16 protein-coding genes and 1 riboswitch are annotated in these 17,282 nt (G+C 74.1%); of the genes, 2 read left to right on the top strand and 14 right to left on the bottom strand.

Annotated features, from left to right (window positions below; all coding sequences use genetic code 11):
• Window positions 1-1,009 precede the first annotated feature (1,009 nt).
• Together ACIQG9_RS11520 and ACIQG9_RS11515 are read right to left on the bottom strand one after the other, a co-directional pair.
• Window positions 1,010-1,201: a DUF397 domain-containing protein gene (locus ACIQG9_RS11520; protein ID WP_400400496.1), complete on the bottom strand. Its 192-nt coding sequence runs from the start codon at window positions 1,199-1,201 to the stop codon at window positions 1,010-1,012.
• On the bottom strand, window positions 1,192-1,959 hold the full coding sequence (locus ACIQG9_RS11515) for a Scr1 family TA system antitoxin-like transcriptional regulator (protein ID WP_400400493.1): 768 nt from the start codon (window positions 1,957-1,959) through the stop codon (window positions 1,192-1,194). The genes ACIQG9_RS11520 and ACIQG9_RS11515 overlap by 10 nt, the downstream gene beginning before the upstream one ends.
• A 563-nt stretch (window positions 1,960-2,522) precedes the next feature.
• Between ACIQG9_RS11515 and ACIQG9_RS11510 the strand changes: the two genes are divergently transcribed.
• Window positions 2,523-2,756, top strand: a complete 234-nt coding sequence (locus ACIQG9_RS11510) for a flavin reductase (RefSeq protein ID WP_400400491.1) — start codon at window positions 2,523-2,525, stop codon at window positions 2,754-2,756.
• Window positions 2,757-3,037: 281 nt separating this feature from the next.
• Here ACIQG9_RS11510 and ACIQG9_RS11505 read toward each other — a convergent pair whose 3' ends face one another.
• Genes ACIQG9_RS11505 through ACIQG9_RS11495 form a run of 3 tightly spaced genes read right to left on the bottom strand, consistent with a single transcriptional unit; the run spans window position 3,038 to window position 7,642 of the window.
• Entirely contained in the window at window positions 3,038-4,099 is a 1,062-nt protein-coding gene (locus tag ACIQG9_RS11505) for a DNA glycosylase AlkZ-like family protein (RefSeq protein ID WP_400400489.1), read from the bottom strand.
• Window positions 4,100-4,112: 13 nt separating this feature from the next.
• On the bottom strand, window positions 4,113-5,069 hold the full coding sequence (locus ACIQG9_RS11500) for a ribonucleotide-diphosphate reductase subunit beta (RefSeq protein WP_400400487.1): 957 nt from the start codon (window positions 5,067-5,069) through the stop codon (window positions 4,113-4,115).
• 41 nt (window positions 5,070-5,110) lie between these two features.
• The gene (locus ACIQG9_RS11495) at window positions 5,111-7,642 is read right to left on the bottom strand and encodes a ribonucleoside-diphosphate reductase subunit alpha (protein ID WP_400400962.1); all 2,532 of its coding nucleotides are present in this window, start codon (window positions 7,640-7,642) and stop codon (window positions 5,111-5,113) included.
• A 192-nt stretch (window positions 7,643-7,834) separates the two neighbouring features.
• Window positions 7,835-7,983: riboswitch (cobalamin riboswitch) on the bottom strand.
• Between the two features lie 492 nt (window positions 7,984-8,475).
• Between ACIQG9_RS11495 and ACIQG9_RS11490 the strand changes: the two genes are divergently transcribed.
• Complete coding sequence (locus ACIQG9_RS11490; RefSeq protein WP_400400484.1) at window positions 8,476-9,327, top strand: Rieske 2Fe-2S domain-containing protein; 852 nt, start codon at window positions 8,476-8,478, stop codon at window positions 9,325-9,327.
• Window positions 9,328-9,895: 568 nt separating this feature from the next.
• Here the strand turns inward: ACIQG9_RS11490 and ACIQG9_RS11485 are convergent.
• The 9 genes from ACIQG9_RS11485 to ACIQG9_RS11445 all read right to left on the bottom strand — a co-directional run bounded on the left by ACIQG9_RS11485 (window position 9,896) and on the right by ACIQG9_RS11445 (window position 17,282).
• Entirely contained in the window at window positions 9,896-11,356 is a 1,461-nt protein-coding gene (locus ACIQG9_RS11485) for a LysM peptidoglycan-binding domain-containing protein (protein WP_400400481.1), read from the bottom strand.
• Window positions 11,357-11,370: 14 nt separating this feature from the next.
• On the bottom strand, window positions 11,371-11,745 hold the full coding sequence (locus ACIQG9_RS11480; protein WP_400400960.1) for a hypothetical protein: 375 nt from the start codon (window positions 11,743-11,745) through the stop codon (window positions 11,371-11,373).
• Between the two features lie 53 nt (window positions 11,746-11,798).
• Complete coding sequence (locus tag ACIQG9_RS11475; RefSeq protein ID WP_400400958.1) at window positions 11,799-12,272, bottom strand: TadE family protein; 474 nt, start codon at window positions 12,270-12,272, stop codon at window positions 11,799-11,801.
• A gap of 152 nt (window positions 12,273-12,424) precedes the next feature.
• Window positions 12,425-12,823 (bottom strand): TadE family protein, encoded by a 399-nt coding sequence (locus ACIQG9_RS11470; RefSeq protein ID WP_400400956.1) that lies wholly within the window; start codon window positions 12,821-12,823, stop codon window positions 12,425-12,427.
• Between the two features lie 143 nt (window positions 12,824-12,966).
• Complete coding sequence (locus ACIQG9_RS11465) at window positions 12,967-13,158, bottom strand: hypothetical protein (RefSeq protein ID WP_400400479.1); 192 nt, start codon at window positions 13,156-13,158, stop codon at window positions 12,967-12,969.
• Window positions 13,159-13,185: 27 nt separating this feature from the next.
• Window positions 13,186-14,046 carry a type II secretion system F family protein gene (locus ACIQG9_RS11460; RefSeq protein ID WP_400400954.1) on the bottom strand — a complete coding sequence of 287 codons (861 nt, stop codon included), beginning with the start codon at window positions 14,044-14,046 and terminating at the stop codon, window positions 13,186-13,188.
• Window positions 14,046-14,990 (bottom strand): type II secretion system F family protein, encoded by a 945-nt coding sequence (locus ACIQG9_RS11455; protein WP_400400477.1) that lies wholly within the window; start codon window positions 14,988-14,990, stop codon window positions 14,046-14,048. Before ACIQG9_RS11455 ends, ACIQG9_RS11460 begins: the two co-directional genes overlap by 1 nt.
• The gene (locus ACIQG9_RS11450) at window positions 14,942-16,489 is read right to left on the bottom strand and encodes a CpaF family protein (protein ID WP_400400475.1); all 1,548 of its coding nucleotides are present in this window, start codon (window positions 16,487-16,489) and stop codon (window positions 14,942-14,944) included. The genes ACIQG9_RS11455 and ACIQG9_RS11450 overlap by 49 nt, the downstream gene beginning before the upstream one ends.
• Window positions 16,479-17,282 (bottom strand): ParA family protein, encoded by an 804-nt coding sequence (locus tag ACIQG9_RS11445; protein ID WP_400400473.1) that lies wholly within the window; start codon window positions 17,280-17,282, stop codon window positions 16,479-16,481. Before ACIQG9_RS11445 ends, ACIQG9_RS11450 begins: the two co-directional genes overlap by 11 nt.

Raw genomic sequence — 17,282 nt, 5'->3', positions numbered from 1 at the left:
GGCGGCGGAGCTACGGTTCGCCGACCGTGCGTAGCGAGCGAGCTCTGGTTCGTCAGCATCGGCCGTCGTCCCCGTGCCCCGTTTCCCCGTGCCCGTGCTCCCGCGCCCGTGTCCCTGTGCCCGCTTCCCCGTGCCCCGTTTCCCCGTGCCCGTGCTCCCGCGCCCGTGTCCCTGTGCCCGCTTCCCCGTGCCCCGTTTCCCCGTGCCCGCTTCCCCGTGCCCCGTTTCCCCGTGCCCGTGCTCCCGTGTCCCCGCCCCCGGGAGCCCCGCGCGTCTCGTGGCCCTGGGCTGGTGCGGCCGACGCCGTTTCGGCGATGTGGTGGTGTCTGCGTGGCCCGGATGCCGCCATATCCCCGGCATGGAGTTGATCAAGCCGCCGGTCGGGGTAGGGCGGGCCGGAACGGGGCGGGTCGGGCCGGAACGGAGCGGGTCGGGCCGGAACGGAGCGGGTCGGGGCGGGTCGGGCCGGAACGGAGCGGGTCGGGGCGGGTCGGGCCGGAACGGAGCGGGTCGGGGCGGGTCGGGCCGGAACGGAGCGGGTCGGGGCGGGTCGGGGCGGGCCGGAGCGGGTCGGGGCGGGTCGGGCCGGAACGGAGCGGGTCGGGTCGGGCCGGAACGGAGCGGGTCGGGGCGGGTCGGGGCGGGTCGGGGCGGGTCGGGTCGGGGCGGGGCCGGGGCGGGGCGCCGATTGCGGTGTGGATTCTGCGAGCGAGCCGGGAGCGGGTCACGACGGTGCGGGCGGGGCGGAGCGGAGCGGGGCGGTTGGGGTTGGGCCGGCCGAAAGGACGTTGGGGGTGGGCCGCCGACCGCCCCTGGATCTCCGGGTACGTCTCCCGTCTTCGGGTGGACGGATGCGGACGCTATAGAGCTGATGACGTCAACGGATCGCGCATACCCAGGTACCACGACAGCGCGCGACGCCCGCCGGGTGGTTGGCGCTGTGCGGGACGTGAGCCCCGTGGGGTTGGCGCCGTGGGGGAGGTGGGCCCGGTGGGTGCTGGACGGGACGTCAGGCCCGGCGGGTGACCTGGGTGATGAAGGTGTGCCAGGCGACGGGGGCGAAGGTGAGGGCTGGGCCGTCGGGGTCCTTGGAGTCGCGGACGGCGACGATGCCGGGCAGGTTGTCGGCGACCTCGACGCAGTTGCCGCCGTTGCCGCTGCTGCGGCTGCTCTTCCGCCACCGCGCGTCTCTCAGCTCCATGTCTCCGCCACTTCCCTGATGAGGTCGACTGACTGCCAGTGGGACAGCGCCTCGCCACGCACGTTCTCCCACGCCGCCATTATCGCCGCGAGGTCATCGACATCGCTAACCACTTGTCCCTGGAGCTGGTTGTCGAGGTAGCCGGCCAGCCGGTGGTCCGGGCAGGTGGCGACCACGAAGGGGCCGTTCAGGCCGGCGTACGAGCCCACTGTGGAGGGCACGACGTGCACCCTGACGTGCGGTTCGCGGCAGGCTTCGATGAGGGCGCGCAACTGCTCGTGCATCGTTCCGCGTCCGCCGACCGGTCGGCGCAGGACCGCCTCGTCGACGACGGCCGTGAGCTGGGGCGGATCTTCCCGCTTCAGGATGGCCTGGCGGGCGAGCCGGGCGGCGAGGTGCCGCTCGACATCGCCCCGAGGCAGGGTGCCGGCGCCGATGAGGACCGCTCGGGCGTAGGACTCGGTCTGGAGCAGGCCGGGGAGCACGACAGACTCGAACGACCGCAGCGACACCGCCTCACGTTCGATCTCCTGCCAGGGGCGGAACCACACCGGCTCACGACGTCTTGAAGTGTCCGGCCAGATGTCTGCAATGTCCCGGCGGAGGGCGTCCGCCGCTGCGACCCGGTGCCGGGCGTGGGGGATCCGCCCTTCGCTCAACCAGCGACCGACCGTCTTCGGGTCGACTCCGACTCGCTCGGCGAGGGATTCGGTGGTGTATCCGGTCTCGTTGAGCGCTGAGCGCAGCGCATCGTTCACGGCCCCTCCATCGGACGTCCCAAATATCTGTCGACCATACCCTTACGGCGTGTATCTGTCCGACCACTCACGGCAGGGTGGTCCGCAGAGGACGGCGCGGCCGGTGGAGGTGAGCGAGCCCGGCGGTCGGCGTCAGTACCAGGGCTGCCCCGCCGACGACGTCGGGGTGGCCCCGGCCCCCAGTGGGGATTCCCGCCCAGGTCGGGAGTTCCCCGGCCCAGGTCGGGAGTTCCCCGGCTCGGGTCGGGAGTTCCCCGGCTCGGGTCGGGAGTTCCCCGGCTCGGGTCGGGAGTTCCCTGGCCCAGGTCGGGGTGGCCCGGCTCAGGTCGGGGTGGCCCGGCTCAGGTCGGGGTGGTCCGGCCCAGATTGGGGCGGCTGACCAGGTCGGGATCCTCCCGGCCCAGGTTGGGGGTGCCCCGGCCCTGATGTGAAGGGAGACCCGCAGTGCGGATCCGCTTACTGCGCCGTGAGCCTGAGCCGGCTCACCCACGGCAGCACCGCCAGCCGCATTACCTCGACCACGGGGTGACGGCGTGAACCGGGCCGCCCGACCGCATCTGCCGATGCGCCCACTGTGGCGGTGCCGGGGCTGCGGCGCGGAGTGGCCGTGCCAGCCGGCCCGGCTCGCCCTGCTGGTCGAGTACCGCGAGGACCGGACCGCCCTGCTGGTCTACCTGAGCACCCTGATGGCGGAGGCCGGCGCGCAGCTATCCCAGCTCAACGGGCACGTCGTCCCCGAGGAACTGACCAGGCGCTTCCTCACCTGGGCGCGGGCGCGGTGGTCGGGGGACAGGTGACGACGGCAGGCCGGGCGGCCTGTCACGGCAAGCCAACGGGGGCGTGTCCAACACGGACTCCGGCACCCCCGGCACCCCCTGGAACCCCCGGAATCCCGGGACCGCCAGCACCGCCGGGACGCCAGCACCCCCGGGACCGCCAGCACCGCCGGGACGCCAGCACCCCGGGACGACCGGCACCTCGGCACCCCGGGACCGCCGGGACCGCTTGGACGTCGCCGGCACGGACCGGCCGGAGTTGCCCACTCCGGAGCGGGTGGGGACTCGGCGACGACCACGCGTCAGGTGGGGCGTACCTCGGCCAGGCCGAGCCAGGACGCCAACGCCGACAGTTCGGCGTCGACCGCCTCGGCGATCGCCGGGGTGAACGGGACGTCCCGGTGGACGGCGGTCACCCGCAGCACCGCATCCCTGCGGTCCGCAGTCGCGTCGACCTTGCCGATCAGCCGGTCGTGGTGCAGTACGGGGAGGGCGAAGTAGCCCCAGCGCCGCTTCGCCTTCGGTACGTACATCTCCAGGACGTACTCGAAGTCGAACAGCTCCAGGGTCCGCCTGCGGTCGTGGATCAGCCGGTCGAACGGCGACAGCAGCGCGGTACGCCCGGCGAACGGCTGGTGCGGCGCGGCCGGGTCGACCCGCCACCTGCCCGACGTGCCGTCGACCTCGGCGGGCTCGCCGGCCTCCCCGACCACCGACGGGCGGGCGATGCCCAGCGCTCGCAGCCACCGCTCGTCCCGCAGCCGGCGCGCCTCGTCCGCCGAGACGACCGGGGTGCCGGCGGGGTAGACCCGCTCGGCCAGGTCCCAGCGGCGTTGCCGGCCGATCCGGTCGGCGATGGCGATCTCGCCCCGGGCGGCGAGGAACTCCAGCATCTGGGTGACGTTGCGGTTGTTCGTCCAGCCGGTCGACGGCCACGGCATCACGCTGCGGTCCGGTACGTCCCGGGAGAGCAGCGGGCCGGAGTCGCGCAGCAGGTCGAGCACGTACCGGCGGAACGAGTCGTTCGCCGCCAGCCAGTCCCGCCGCCGCGCGTCCGCCGGCCACGCCGCCATCTCGGCCAGGTGGAGCCGCAGATCGGCCATCGGCCGCACCATCGCCCGGTGCTCGAACGCCGTCCGGTCCCGCTCCACCGCCAGGCGGAGCTGGTCCGGGTGGTACCCGGCACCCAGCCGGCTCCACGCCACCAGGTCGGCGCTGGGCGCCACCGCCGCCGTCGGGTCCAACTGGAGGAACGTCAACCGGTCCAGGACCGTCGCCAGGTCCGCCGGCCGGTGTACGTCCAGCAGTTGGGCCCGGACCGCGATGCGTCGGGCCTCGTCCCGGGTGAGCCGATGGGCAGGCATCCCGGAAGGCTACTCAGAAGTCGTCGTCCAGGCTGACCTCCCCGCCGACCGCCACCTGGTACGCCGACACCCGCCGCTCGAAGAAGTTCGTCAGCTCCTGTACGTCCTGGAGTTCCATGAACGGGAACGGGTTCGTCGACCCGTACGCCGGGGGCAGGCCGAGTCGGGCGAGCCGGGCGTCCGCGACGTACTCCAGGTAGCGGCGCATGTCGGCGGTGTTCATCCCGGGAAGGCCGTCGCCGCACAGGTCCCGGGCGAAGGCCAGCTCCGCCGCCACCGCCTCGTCCAGCATCCGCCGTACCTCGTCGGCCATCTCGTCGTCGAACAGTGCCGGCTCCTCGGCGCGGACGGTGTCCACCACCGAGAAGGCGAACTCCATGTGCATCGACTCGTCGCGGAACACCCAGTTGGTGCCGGTGGCCAGCCCGGAGAGCAACCCCCGGGAGCGCAGCCAGTAGACGTACGCGAAGGCGCCGTAGAAGAACAGCCCCTCCACGCAGGCGGCGAAGCAGATCAGGTTGAGCAGGAACGCCCGCCGGTGCGCCCGGCTCTCCAGCCGGTGCAGCGCCCCGATCGAGTCGATCCAGCGGAAGCAGAACTCCGCCTTGTCGCGGATCGACGGGATGTGCTCCACCGCCGCGAACGCCTTCACCCGCTCGTCGTGGTCGGGCAGGTAGGTGTCGAGCAGGGTCAGGTAGAACTGGACGTGCACCGCCTCCTCGTAGAGCTGGCGGGACAGGTACAGCCGGGCCTCCGGGGCGTTGACGTGCTGGTAGAGGTTGAGCACCAGGTTGTTCGCCACGATCGAGTCGCCGGTGGCGAAGAACGCCACCAGGCGGTGCACCAGGTGCCGCTCGCCGTCCGACAGCTTCGCCAGATCGGGTACGTCGGAAGCCAGGTCCACCTCCTCCACCGTCCAGGTGTTGCGGATCGCGGCCCGGAACCGCTCGTAGAAGTCGGGGTAGCGCATCGGTCGCAGGGTCAGATCCATACCGGGGTCGAGCAGCGTCGTCACTGGCAGGCCTCACAGATCTCGGGGTTCTCCAGCGAGCAGGCGACCGCGTCGCTCTCGCCGACGGACAGGGTGAGCAGGGCGGACGTGGCCCGCGCCGAAACGCCGTCCGGGCCGGTCAGGTCGGCCGGGCCGGTAAGGTCGGCCGGGATCGGGGCGGTGGCCGGTGTCGCCGCGACCGTGGTCTGGGCGATCCGGGTCGCCGGGCGGGAGCGCAGGTAGTAGGTGGTCTTCAGCCCGGCCCGCCAGGCGTACGCGTACATCGAGGAGAGCCGGCCGATGGTCGGGCTGGCCTGGAACAGGTTCAGCGACTGCGACTGGTCCACGTACGGCGCGCGGGCGGCGGCCAGGTCGATCAGCGCCTTCTGCGGCAACTCCCACGCGGTGCGGTGCAGCGCCTTCAGGGCCGCCGGCAGGTCCAGCCCCTGCACCGAGCCGTCCGCCCGCTTGATCGCGTCCCGGGTGGCCGCGTCCCACCGGCCCAGCCGCTTCAGGTCGGCAACCAGGTGCCGGTTGACCTGGAGGAACTCCCCGGACAGCGTCTCCCGCTTGAAGACGTTGGAGACCAGCGGTTCGACGCACTCGGCGCAGCCGGCGATCGAGGCGATGGTGGCGGTCGGGGCGATCGCCACCAGCAGCGAGTTGCGCAGCCCGTACCGGGCGACCTTGTCCCGTACGGCGGCCCACGCCTCGGGTCGGGTCGGCCGGACGGCCGGCCAGTGGTCCGGGTGCAGCACCCCGCCGGCGGCCCGGGTCAGCGGGTACGCCGGGTGCGGCCCACCTGCCGCCGCCAGGTCGGCGGAGGCGTCGTACGCGGCGAGGGCGATCTCCTCGGCGATCCGGGTGGACAGCGCCAGCGCCTCCGGCGAGTCGAACGGCAGTCGCAGCGAGGCGAGCACGTCGGCCAGCCCCATCACGCCCAGCCCCAGCGGACGCCAGCGCCGGTGCGCGGTGCGCGCCTGTTCGGTGGGGAACCAGTTCCGGTCGATCGCCCGGTCCAGTGCCCCCACCGCCAGCCGGACCGTCGCGGCCAGCCCGACGAAGTCCACGGCCAGGCCCGGCCGGTCGACACCGGTCGAAGCGGCCGGTTGCGCCCGGTCGAAGCCGGTTCCGGCGGCGGATTCCGCCTGGTCGGGGCCGGTTCCGGGGGTCAGGCCCGCCGGGTCGACGCCGGTTCCGGCGACTGGGTGGGGCGCGGCGGGGTCGGTGCGGGCGCCGGTCGGCGTCGGGATCAGGTGGGCGGCCAGGTTGATCGAGCCGAGGGTGCAGACCGCCGTCTCGTCGTCGCTGGTCACCTCCAGGATCTCGGTGCACAGGTTGGAGTGGTGCACCACCCCGCCGCCGTTGCCGACCTGGTTACAGGTGCGGTTCGCCGCGTCGGCGAACGTCAGCCAGCCGTTGCCGGTCTGCGCCAGGGTGCGCATCATCCGGCCGTACAACGTGCGGGCCGGCAGGGTCCGGACGGCCCGGCCGGCCGCCTCCGCCGCCCGGTACGCGGCGTCGAACTCGTCGCCCCACAGGTCGACCAGCTCCGGCACCTCCTTCGGGTCGAACAGCGACCAGTCGGCGTCCGCCTCGACCCGGCGCATGAACTCGTCCGGCACCCAGTTGGCCAGGTTCAGGTTGTGCGTACGCCGGGCCTCGTCGCCGGTGTTGTCCCGCAGCTCCAGGAACTCCTCGATGTCGGCGTGCCAGGTGTCCAGGTAGACGCAGGCCGCGCCCTTGCGCCGGCCGCCCTGGTTGACCGCCGCCACGCTGGCGTCCAGGGTGCGCAGCCACGGCACGATCCCGTTGGAACGGCCGTTGGTGCCCCGGATCAGCGACCCCCGCGAGCGCACCCGGGAGAACGAGATGCCGATCCCGCCGGCGAACTTGGACAGCTTCGCCACCTGCGCGTAACGCTCGTAGATCGAGTCCAGCTCGTCCCGGGGCGAGTCGACCAGGAAACAGGAGGAGAGCTGCTGGTGCCGCGCCCCGGCGTTGAACAGGGTCGGCGAGCTGGGCAGGTAGGCCAGCCGGGCCATCGCCCGGTACAGCTCGCCAACCTCCGCGACGGTGTCCGACAGGCCGGCCGCCACCCGCAGCCAGAAGTGCTGCGGCCGTTCCAGCACCGCCCGGGTGTGCGGGTGGCGCAGCAGATAGCGGTCGTGCAACGTGCGCAGGCCGAAGTACTCGAACGCGTCGTCGTGGGCATGGTCGACCAGGGCTTCGAGGGTGGCGGTGTGCGCCGCGACGAAGCCGGCGAAGCCCGGGTCCAGCAACCCTTCCGCGTACGCTGCCGCGACGCTGTCGCCGAACGTGGTGATGCCCTGGCCGGTGGTCTCGTCGGCGATCCGCCCGGCGAGCAGGCGCGCGGCGAGCGTCGCGTACGCCGGCTCCTCGGCGGTCAGCCCGGCCGCCGCCGCGATGGCCAGCTCGGTCAGCTCGCCGGGGTCGGCGTCGGCGGTCCGCCCCGACTCGACCAGGGCGAGGATCCGCCCCGGGTCGGTGTCGGGCAGGTCGTGGTGGTGCCGGTGCAGCAGGTCCCGCAGCGCCCCGACGGGGGCGAGGGTGGATGACGCCGTCACGTGCTCTCCTGGGTCGTCGGTGTGGGACCGCAGGAGGGCACGACGGCACGCCGGATCCCCGCCGGTCGGTGTGCCGGCGGTGCTCCGTACGGCTCGACGGCCCTCCCACGGGACCCCGAGGTGGTACGCGCACCCGGTCGGGCGCGCCCTGCTGGCAGGTCTTCGGACTCACGGGCAGGCGCGTCTCCGCGCTTGGCCTACTGGCCGTCGCTTCCCGGGCCCCGTCGGGCCCAGTGCTCGAATGACGGCGGTCGTTCCCGCTCACCGCTGCGGGGCAGTCCCGGACTCGCACCGGGTTCCCTGTTCGGCCCGACGCCTGGCGGACGCCGGAGCCTGGCGGACACACGTGTCGCACCAGCAGTGCCAGTGATCCTAGATGTAGTGGGTCGCAAAAAGCCAACACACCACATGCTGTGGGCGTGTCACCTCCGCCGGGCGCGTCCTGCGGGCAGGAGTCGGCCGGGTCGTACCCGTCGCTGGGCGTCGTCAGGCCACCGCCCGGCCGACCAGCGCGCGGTTTCCTTCCGGCCACCCCGGCGTCTTGCGGGCAAGGGCTGGTCCGGACCTGGCTGGGTCACGAGCCGAGCCCGATCGTGGAGGTCACCGGCACGGCGGCGGCCAACCCGAGGAACACGGACGCCCCGCTGGTCCCGATGGATGCCCTCCCGTGCCAGCCGTTGCCATCCGTTGCCGTCCGTTGCCGTCCGTTGCCGTCCGGTCACCGGGATGGTCGGCGGCGCGACGGATTCGTCCCCGCCGCCCGGTTTGCCGCCGCTCATGCCGGGAAGTCGGGGAACGTGCGAGCGCTGATGACGAAACTGGAACAGACCACCGCGCTGGACCGGGTGAGCGACCGGTTGCAACGCGCCGTGCAGGCGACGCTGCGCCCCCAGCGGGTCCGTGACCTGCTGCACGGCGTCTTCCTGGGCCACCCGCTGCACCCGGCGATGGTGCAGGTGCCGGTGGGTGCCTGGCTCAGCGCGGCGGTGGTCGACCTGCTCCCCGGTCAACGGCGCGCGGCCACCACCCTGGTCGCGCTCGGTACCGTCAGCGCGGTGCCGGCCGCCGTCGCCGGGCTCAACGACTGGGCCGAGCTCTCCCGTGACCAGCGCCGGGTCGGGCTGGTCCACGCCGCCGCCAACACCATCGGCCTGACCCTGTACGCCGGCTCCCTCGCCGCCCGGCTGCGCGGCCGGCACGGCACCGGTAGAGCACTGGCGTACCTCGGGTTGAGCGCGGCGAGCGCGGGGGCGTACCTCGGTGGGCACCTGGCGTACAAGCAGGGGGCACAGGCCAGCCAGAGCGTCTCCGAGCTGCACCGGATGGGTGACCAGTGGCAGCCGGTGGCCGACCTGGCCGAACTCCCGCAGCGGAAGCTGATCACCCGCGAGGTGGACGACGTCTCGGTGATCCTCTACCGGCACGGCGACGAGGTCACCGTGATGCTGGAGCGCTGCCCGCACCAGAGCGGCCCGCTCGGCGAGGGCGAGGTGCAGGAGATCGACGGGCACGCGTGCGTGGTCTGTCCCTGGCACGGCTCCGCGTTCCGGCTCAACGGCGGCGAGGTCATGCACGGGCCGTCCGGTACCGACCAGCAGATCCTGCCCACCCGCGTGGTCGACAACATCCTCCAGACCCGCCTGCCCTGACCCGCCCCGCCCACGCGCCCGCCCGCTCGCCCGCCGGGATGCCCGCTCGCCCGCCGGGACGCCCGCTCGCTCGTCGGGATGCCCGCTCGCTCGTCAGGACGCCCGCCCGCTCGCCCGCCGGGATGCCCGCTCGCTCGTCGGGACGGTTGCCCGCTCGCCGGGACGCCCGCTCGCCGGGACGCCAGCCCGCTCCCTCGCCCGCCCGCCTGCCTGTTCGCCGGGACGCCCGCCAGCCCGCTCCCCTCGTTCGGATGCCCGCCCGCCTGTCGCCCGCCCGCTTGCCCGCAAGATCGTGCTCGAACGTGGATGTAGTGGCATCCCGGGCCGTGGAGGCCACTACATCCTGGATCGAGCACGATCTTGGCGGTGCGACGCCCGGCGGTGTCCGGGCACTACTGGACCGGGCCGCCCGACGCAGGTCGAGCGTCAGGGGCAGCGGGCCGGCTAGCTGCCGCTCGGGCCGGGCCGGGCCGGGGCGGGTCGGGGCGATTGCTGCGTCCTCACGCCCGGCTGGTCGGCGCGGGGTCGATGAGTCGGGCGCTGCGCATGCTGCTCGCGTACCCCCAGGTCAGTCGCGGCGGTGGCGGCCGGTGACCAGGTCCCGGGCGGCGGAGGCTCGGCTGCCCATGGTCCGCCCCGTCGACGTCCGACCGCCGGAGGGCCGACCGCCGGAGGTGCGGGCGGCGGACATCCGGGCGGCCGACGTACGTCCGGCCACCACCTGGACCGGCCGGCGGCGTAGGCCGAGCACCGCACCGATCTGCGCGCCGACGATGCTGGCCACCGCCAGTACCGCCGAGACGGCCAGCGGGCGGTTGATCCCGTTGTCCTGACCGGCCCGGGAGGCCCCGGCAGCCATCGCCGGCGGCACCCCGGCCGGCCGCTCGGCGGGCGGGTGCGCGGGCGGCTGGGCGGTCTGCGGCCGTGCGGTCTGCGGCGTGGCCGGCCCGACCTTGCCGGTCGGCGTCGGCTTACCCGGCGTGGGCGAGGCGACCGTCCCGCCCGGTTGTTGCGGACCGGGCTGGCCGCCCGGCTGCGGCACCCCGGCCTGGCCGCCCGGCGTCGGCGTCCCGGGCGTCGCCGCCGGGGGGTGCGGGGACGGCTTCCGGGGGGTGGTCGGCACCAGGTGCCCGGTGGCGTGCCGGCGGGCACCCGCGTCGTCCGCCTCGGCGGGCAGCTTGATGAGCTGGCCCGGCCGGATCCGGTCGGCGTCGCGCAGGTGGTTGAGCCGGGCCACCTCCTGGTAGCGGTCGAAGTCGTCCAGGTAGCGTTCCGCCACCTCACCCAGGTAGTCGCCCCGGGCCACCTTGTACACCGGCTTCGCCGCCGGCTGTTCGGCGTCGGGGGCAGCACCACGAGCGGGACCGGCACCAGGAGCCGAACCGAGAGCGGGCCCAGCGGCGACGGCGGGACCAGCACCGAGCGCGGAACCGGCGGCGAGGGCGGGACCAGCGGCGACGGCGGGACCGGCACCGAGCGCGGAACCAGCGGCGAGGGCAGGACCAGCGGCGAGGGTGGAACCGGTGGCGAGGACAGGACCAGCGGCGAGGGCGGGGCCGGAGGCGTGCGGTGCCGTCAGCGTGGTCGCCACGCCGGTACCGGCGGCGGCCGGCAGTGGCTGGGTCAGCGCCGCGGCCGCGCTCGCCGCCGGGCTCGCCGCGATGATCAGGGCGACCGAGCCGACCAGGGCCGCCGCGGCGCGCTGCTGCCGGCTCATCCCGGGCAGCCGGGGCGTCGACCGGCGCGTCGCCTGGGCACCCAACTCCACCAGTACGGAGATGGCGAACGTCGCCCAGCCGAACCAGCCCAGCACCGCCAGCGCCCGCAGGAAGAGTTGACCGTCGTCCCGGCTGGTCAGCGTGGTGCCCACCTCGGCGAGGGTGGGCAGGTGGTCCGGCAGCGGGTTACCGGCGAAGGCCAGCAGCGCCACCGGCGCGCCGGCCAGCAGGGCGACCAGGACGACCAGCGACCCGAAGCCGGTGAGCAACTGCCCGGTACGTCGGGCGGCGGAACCACGCCGTACGGTCATGGCGGCCTTCCTTCCTACGGTCTGTCGGTGAGCGTGCGCGCGGTGGCCTCGCCCGAGACGGTGACGGTGCGAGCCATGCCGATCAGGCCGAGCATGTGCCGGCGGTAGACGACGGTGACACTGACCCGGATCTGCTTCTCGCCGGCCACCACGGGGAAGCTCACCGCGTAGCGGGTCACGTCGGGGTTGTCGTCGAGGTAGTGCGCGACGGCGGTACGGGCACCCCGCTCGTCGATCACCTTGGGGCGACCCGCGATCGCGGCGGCCCGGTCGATCACCTGCCCGCCGCTGCGGGCCGCCTCGGCGGCGAGGTCGTCGGCCCGTTGCAGGGTGCGTAGCTGGCCCGCGCCGTCGTACGCGACGCCGATGATCGCCAGTACGCCGAGCATGGTGACGGCCAGGAAGAGGCTGATCCGGCCCTCGTCGCGTACCCGGCGGGCGGTCACGGCCGGCTCCGGTAGCGGTCCAGCGGAGAGGCGAAGGTCGCCTCGACCCGCTTGGTGCCCGGGGACAGCCCGGGGAAGCGGATGTCGGCGAAGGAGACCGTGCAGGTCACCCTGACCCAGACGCTGACCGGCTCGCCCAGTGGGCGGCCGAACGCCGTGCCCAGCGACGTGTGGTCGCTGCTCAGGGTCGACCCCCACACCGAGACCTGCGGCGCGCCCGTGCAGTTCAGGCCCCGCCAGTCGAGTTGTTGCCGGGCCGCGTTCCGGGCGGCGCTCTCCGCCGTGCTGGCGTTGCGGGAGATCGAGGCGGCGCGGGCGGCGTCGTGGGCGGCGGCCTCCACCGCCTGGTCGGCCACCGCGACCCGGCCGACCACCCCGGCCAGCACCACCAGCGTGAGGAACGCCGGGGCCAGCACGGCCACCTCCACCGAAACCGACCCCCGGGTACGCCGGGCCGGGCTGGCGTTCATCGGGTCGGGCCGGGCCTGCCGGTCCGTGCGTGCGGTCACCGGGTCGGGCCGGGCCTGCCGGTCCGTGCGTGCGGCCACCAGGTCGGGCCGGGCCCGCCGGTCGACGTCGGCGGTCATCAGGTCGGGCCAGGCGGGCCGGGCCGGGTGGGCGGTCATGGGGTCGTCCAGCGTTCGGCCGTGCCGTGCGCGGTCTGCCGTACCTGGAACCGGACGCCGGGGACAACGGTCAGCGACCGTCCGGTGACCGTGCAGGTCACCTGGGTGGCGGTGGCGGCGCACTGGGTCCTCGCGCCGACCAGCCAGTCCCCGGCCGTGCGCAGGAAGCGGTTGGCCCGGGCCTCGCCCGCCCCGGCCGGCGCCTGGAGCACCCGCTGCGCGTTCACCCCGCTCTGCGCGGCGTTCAACGCGGTCGACCGGGCCACGAACCAGACGGCGACCTGGACGGAGGCGAAGAGCAGCACCAGCACCGCCGGCATCACGACGGCCAGCTCAACCGGGTTGGCGCCCCGGTCCGTACCCCCGGCGGTGAGCCGGCGGTGGACGGCCCGCAGGTGGGCGCGGACCCGGGACGCGGGGTGCGCCGCCCGGCCAGGGTCGGCCCGCCGCGCCGGTGGGGGCGTGGCCGGGACGGTGCCCCGGGACCGGGCGGTGGGGGCCGCCCGGTCCCGGGACGTCTCTGCCGGGCGGGTGTGGATCACTTGGTCGGGATGCCGTTCATCCAGGCCTTGGCCTTGGTCGTGACCAGGGCGGTGACCGCGATCCCGGCCGCCACCAGGCCGGCGATGATCACCGCGGTCGGCACCGGGCTGTCGCCGCGCTCCGATTCCCGGCGCAGCTCCGACAGGCGGGTCACCGTGGCGACGTAGAGGAATGTGACAAGTTGCATGGCCGGGCTCCTTCTCGGACAGACTGTTCAGAGGCGGGCGACGAACGGATAGAGGACGAACGCGAGCAGGACGAAGACCAGCAGCGAACCGGGAATGTCCAGCCGGCTGGTGATCCCCTCGGCGCGGGCCAGGTTGTCGGTGCGGATCTGGTCCCGCAGCGACTCGGCGCGGCTGCGTAGCGTCTCGTGCACCTGGGCGCCCTCGCTGCCGGAGGACCGCATGATCGCGCCGACGTCGCCCAGCTCCGGGATGCCGATCTTCTCGGCCAGCTCCTGAAGCTCGTCCCAGGGTGAGTGCATCTGCATCTGGGCGATCCGCAGGGACTCGCGGATCCGCTCGAAGACCCAACCGTCGCAGACCGCCGCCGCGCGCTCCAGCGACTGCACCGGACCGTGCGCCGCCGACAACTGCAGGGCCACCAGGTCCAGGTAGGTGCAGACCACCTGGCGGAACTCGTCCCGCGCGGCGTCCGCCTTGGCCAGCACCGCGCGGTGCGCCAGCAGCGCGCTGACCAGCGCCAGCCCGAGACTGCCCAGCACCGGTACGACCACCGGCATGCCCACCCCGGCGAGGAAGAGCAGCGCGCCCGCCACGGTCGGGGTGGCCAGCCCGACCAGGGCGGAGAGCAGGATCGACATGGCGTACTGCTCGGGGGTCTGATCCAGCAGGGCGAGCTGGCGGTGCGGCGGGCTGAGCCAGCGGGAGAAGCCACCCAGCCAGTCCGGCCCCCGACGGGCGGCGACGGCGGTGCCCGGCGGCTGGTGCAGCCGGCGGAGTGCGGGGCCGAGCGCCGGGGAGGCCGGCAGCGCCTCCCGGACCAGGAGGAACAGGCCGAGCCCGATGGCGGCCCCGCCGAGCACGGCGGTGGCGAGCTGCCAGTTGAGGATCACGCGGCCACCTCCGCCGGGTCGGGTGCCGGCAGGAACCGGGCCGGTGGCGGGGGTTGGCTCATCGAGCGCACCCACACCAGCAGGGCGATGAACGCCGCCCCGAGCAGCGCCATCAGCACCTGGCCGAAGAACGTCCCGTACGGGCGGACGTACTCGGTGTTGACCAGGCCGTACGCCAGCACGGCCAGGGTCATCCCGGTGAGGAAGCGGACCGCGAACCGGGGCTGGGTGCGCTTCGCCTCCACCTCGCGTCGGGTAGCCACCTCGGCGGAGGCGGCCGAGGCGATCGAGCCGAGTACGTCGCCGAGGCGTTCACCCCGGTCGGTCAGATGCAGGATCAGCGCGGCGACCACCTGGTCGCAGACCGGGTCGCCGATCTCGTCGGCGAACGCCAGCAGGGCGGAGCGGGCCAGCCAACCGGCCTGGAGCCGGGCGGCGAGCAGCCGTACCTCCTCCTGGATCTCGTCGGGGACGGTGGCGATGGTGCCGATGATGGCCTGCTGGAGGCCCTGCCCGGTGTTGGAGACGTCCTTGAGTCGGCGGGTCCACTCGCCGACCGCCTCGATCCGGGCGATCGCCCGTTCCTCGGCCCGGCCCACCGCGAACAGCCACGGCACGCCCGGCACCGCCACCGCCACGATCAGCCCCACCACCGGCAGCCCGGTCAGCAGGAACGCCAGCGCGCCCGCCACCACCGCCGCACCCAGCATGACCTGGTGGGACCGTTGGTCGCGGCGGCTCGTCCCCGCGCCGAGCCAGAGCCGGCGCAGCCCGTTGCCGGAGGTCCGGGCCGGCCGGACCGGCGTGCGGGTGCCGAACAGCGCCACCACGGCCAGCACCATGCCGCCGACGCAGGCCGCCCCGGAAACCACCGCGAGCAGTTCGATGGTGCTCATCGGCGGACCATCGGGGCGAGGCGGCTGTGCCGGGGGCGACGCCACGCGCCCGCCCCGGCCTCGATGAACCGGGCCAGCAGCCGGGCGTCGTAGCCGACCCGCAGCAACTGCCCCCGGATGCGTTCCGGCAGGTGGCGGGGGATGGCCCGGCCGTCCGGGCCGGGGCCGAAGACGCTGGTGGTGGTGATCCGGTTGGCCTCGCCGACCCCGATCACCTCCTCCACGTGGGAGACGAAGCGGTGCTTGCGTCCGCCGATCGCGGTCTCGTCCTCGACCGTGACGTAGACGATCAGGTCGAGGGCGTTGCCGGCCATCCGGCGGGCCTGGTCGACGGTCATCTCCCGGCCGTGGGCCAGCGCCAGCTCGATGATCCGTTCGCTCACCCCGGCCGGGGTACGGGCGTGGATGGTGCACATCGACCCACGGCTGGTGGTCATCGCCTGGAGCATCGGCACGATCTCCCGGGACCGGACCTCGCCGACGATGATCCGCAGTACGCCCATCCGCAGCGACACCGGAATCAGGTCGGCGATGCTCACCTCGCCGGCCGGACGACCGTCCATGCCGCGTTCGCCGTGTCCCTCCCGGGACTCGAAGCTCATCACCGCCCGGTGCTTCTGCCCGCGCCGGGCCGGCAGCAGCTCCCGGCTCTCCTCCAGCAGCACGTACGGCTCGTCGGGCGGGATCTCGTCCATCAGCGCCCGGATCACCGTGGTCTTCCCCGCCCCGGCCAGCCCGGCGACCATGATGTTCAACCCGGCCCGCATGGACGCGCGGAGGAAGTCGCGCAGCAGCGGGTCGATCATCTCGTCCAGGTCGGGGCGGCTGCCGGCCAGGTCGTCCAGGCTGACGTCCAGCGTGTTGTGCTTGCGGATCACCGCGTACGGGCGGTGGCTGACCAGGAACACCGCCGCCAGCCGGCTGCCGTCGGGCAGTTGCAGGTCGAGCGTCGGCTTGGACGTCGACAGGGAACGCTCGGTGGCACCGGCCCGCCGGGCGGCGGCCTGGAGGATGTCCACCAACTCGTCGTCGCTGTCGGCGATCGGCTCGCCCCAGTCGACACCGCCGCCGTGCCGGGTGATGCGCACCTGGTCGCAGCCGAGGATGTGCACCTCCTCGATGGTGTCGTCGACCAGCAGCGTCTGGAGCCGACCCAGCCCGACCAGCTCGGCGGTTACCTGGTCGAGCAGCAGGCGTTCCTCGTCGGCGGTGAGCGGGGTTCCTGCCCGGCGCACCGCGTCGGCGTACCCGGAGACCACGGCGACCGCGAGTCGGGCCCGTTCGACCTCCTCGGCGTCGGCGTCGAACTCCCGGCCGCGCTGCCACTGGGTGAGCCGTTCGCTCAGCTCCCGGCGCAGCTCGCGGACCACGGCGAAGTCGACCTTCGGCCGGGGCGGCGGGGCGGGAACGGGGGTGGGGGTGGGCGGGGCGACCGGCGGAGCGGCGGCATGGTGCCGGCCGTTCACCGGCGGCATCGGCGGGATCGTCGAGGTGGCCCCCGGCTGCTGGGCGCGCGGGTCGTGGGAGACCGGCTCAAACCGCATCCGGCACCCCCTGGACCGGCACCGGCCAGGCCAGCCTCGCCCGCCGCCGGTCCAGCAGTGCCCGGACCGGCACCTCCAGCGCGCCGGCGGCGCGCATCAGCGGCCGTCCGGCCCGCACCGTGCCGCCGAGGCTGAGCACCTCGGCCGTACGCCGGTCCTCGGGTAGCCGGGCGATCACCGGCACCCCCAGGGTCTTGCTGATCTCGCCCTTGCCGTGGCCGTCGCCGACCACCAGCAGCCGCAGCGTGCCCTGGGGCACCCGGTGGTCGGTGAAATCCCGCTCGATGGCCCGGATCATCGACCGGGTGCCGGAGAGGTCGGGTAGCTGTGCCCGGGTGACCAGCAGCACCACGTCGGCGGCCCGCAGCAGCGGCCATGGTGGCCCGGACACCTGAAGTCGTCCACAGTCGACGATCACGTCGTAGCCGGGCTGGCCCTTCTCCAGGCTGCCGAAGAAGTCGGCGAACCGCCGCCACAGCGGGGCCACGCTGCCGGCCTGGGCCGGGTCCACCACGCCGGGCAGCAGCAGCCGCTCCCGCCTCGGCGCGTCCAGGTCGACGAGCTGCGACCAGAACGTGGCCTCCAGGCTGCCGTCGCGCAGCTCGCCGACGGCCAGCTCGCCGATGCCGCGCGGCCCGTCCAGCACGCCGCCCAGGTAGCCCGCCAGCACCGACCCGCCGGCCGGGTCACACTCGGCGAGCACCAGCCGCCGGTGCCAGCTCAGCGTGCAGGCCAACGCCGTGGTGGTGACGCCGGGTGAGCCCTTCGCCGAGACCAGCGCGATGATCGCCAT

Origin of the sequence: Micromonospora sp. NPDC092111, assembly GCF_044755745.1 — a bacterium.
Lineage (GTDB): Bacteria > Actinomycetota > Actinomycetes > Mycobacteriales > Micromonosporaceae > Micromonospora.
The sequence above is the reverse complement of the archived record's forward strand: the minus strand, read 5'-3'. Positions and strand labels throughout refer to the sequence as shown.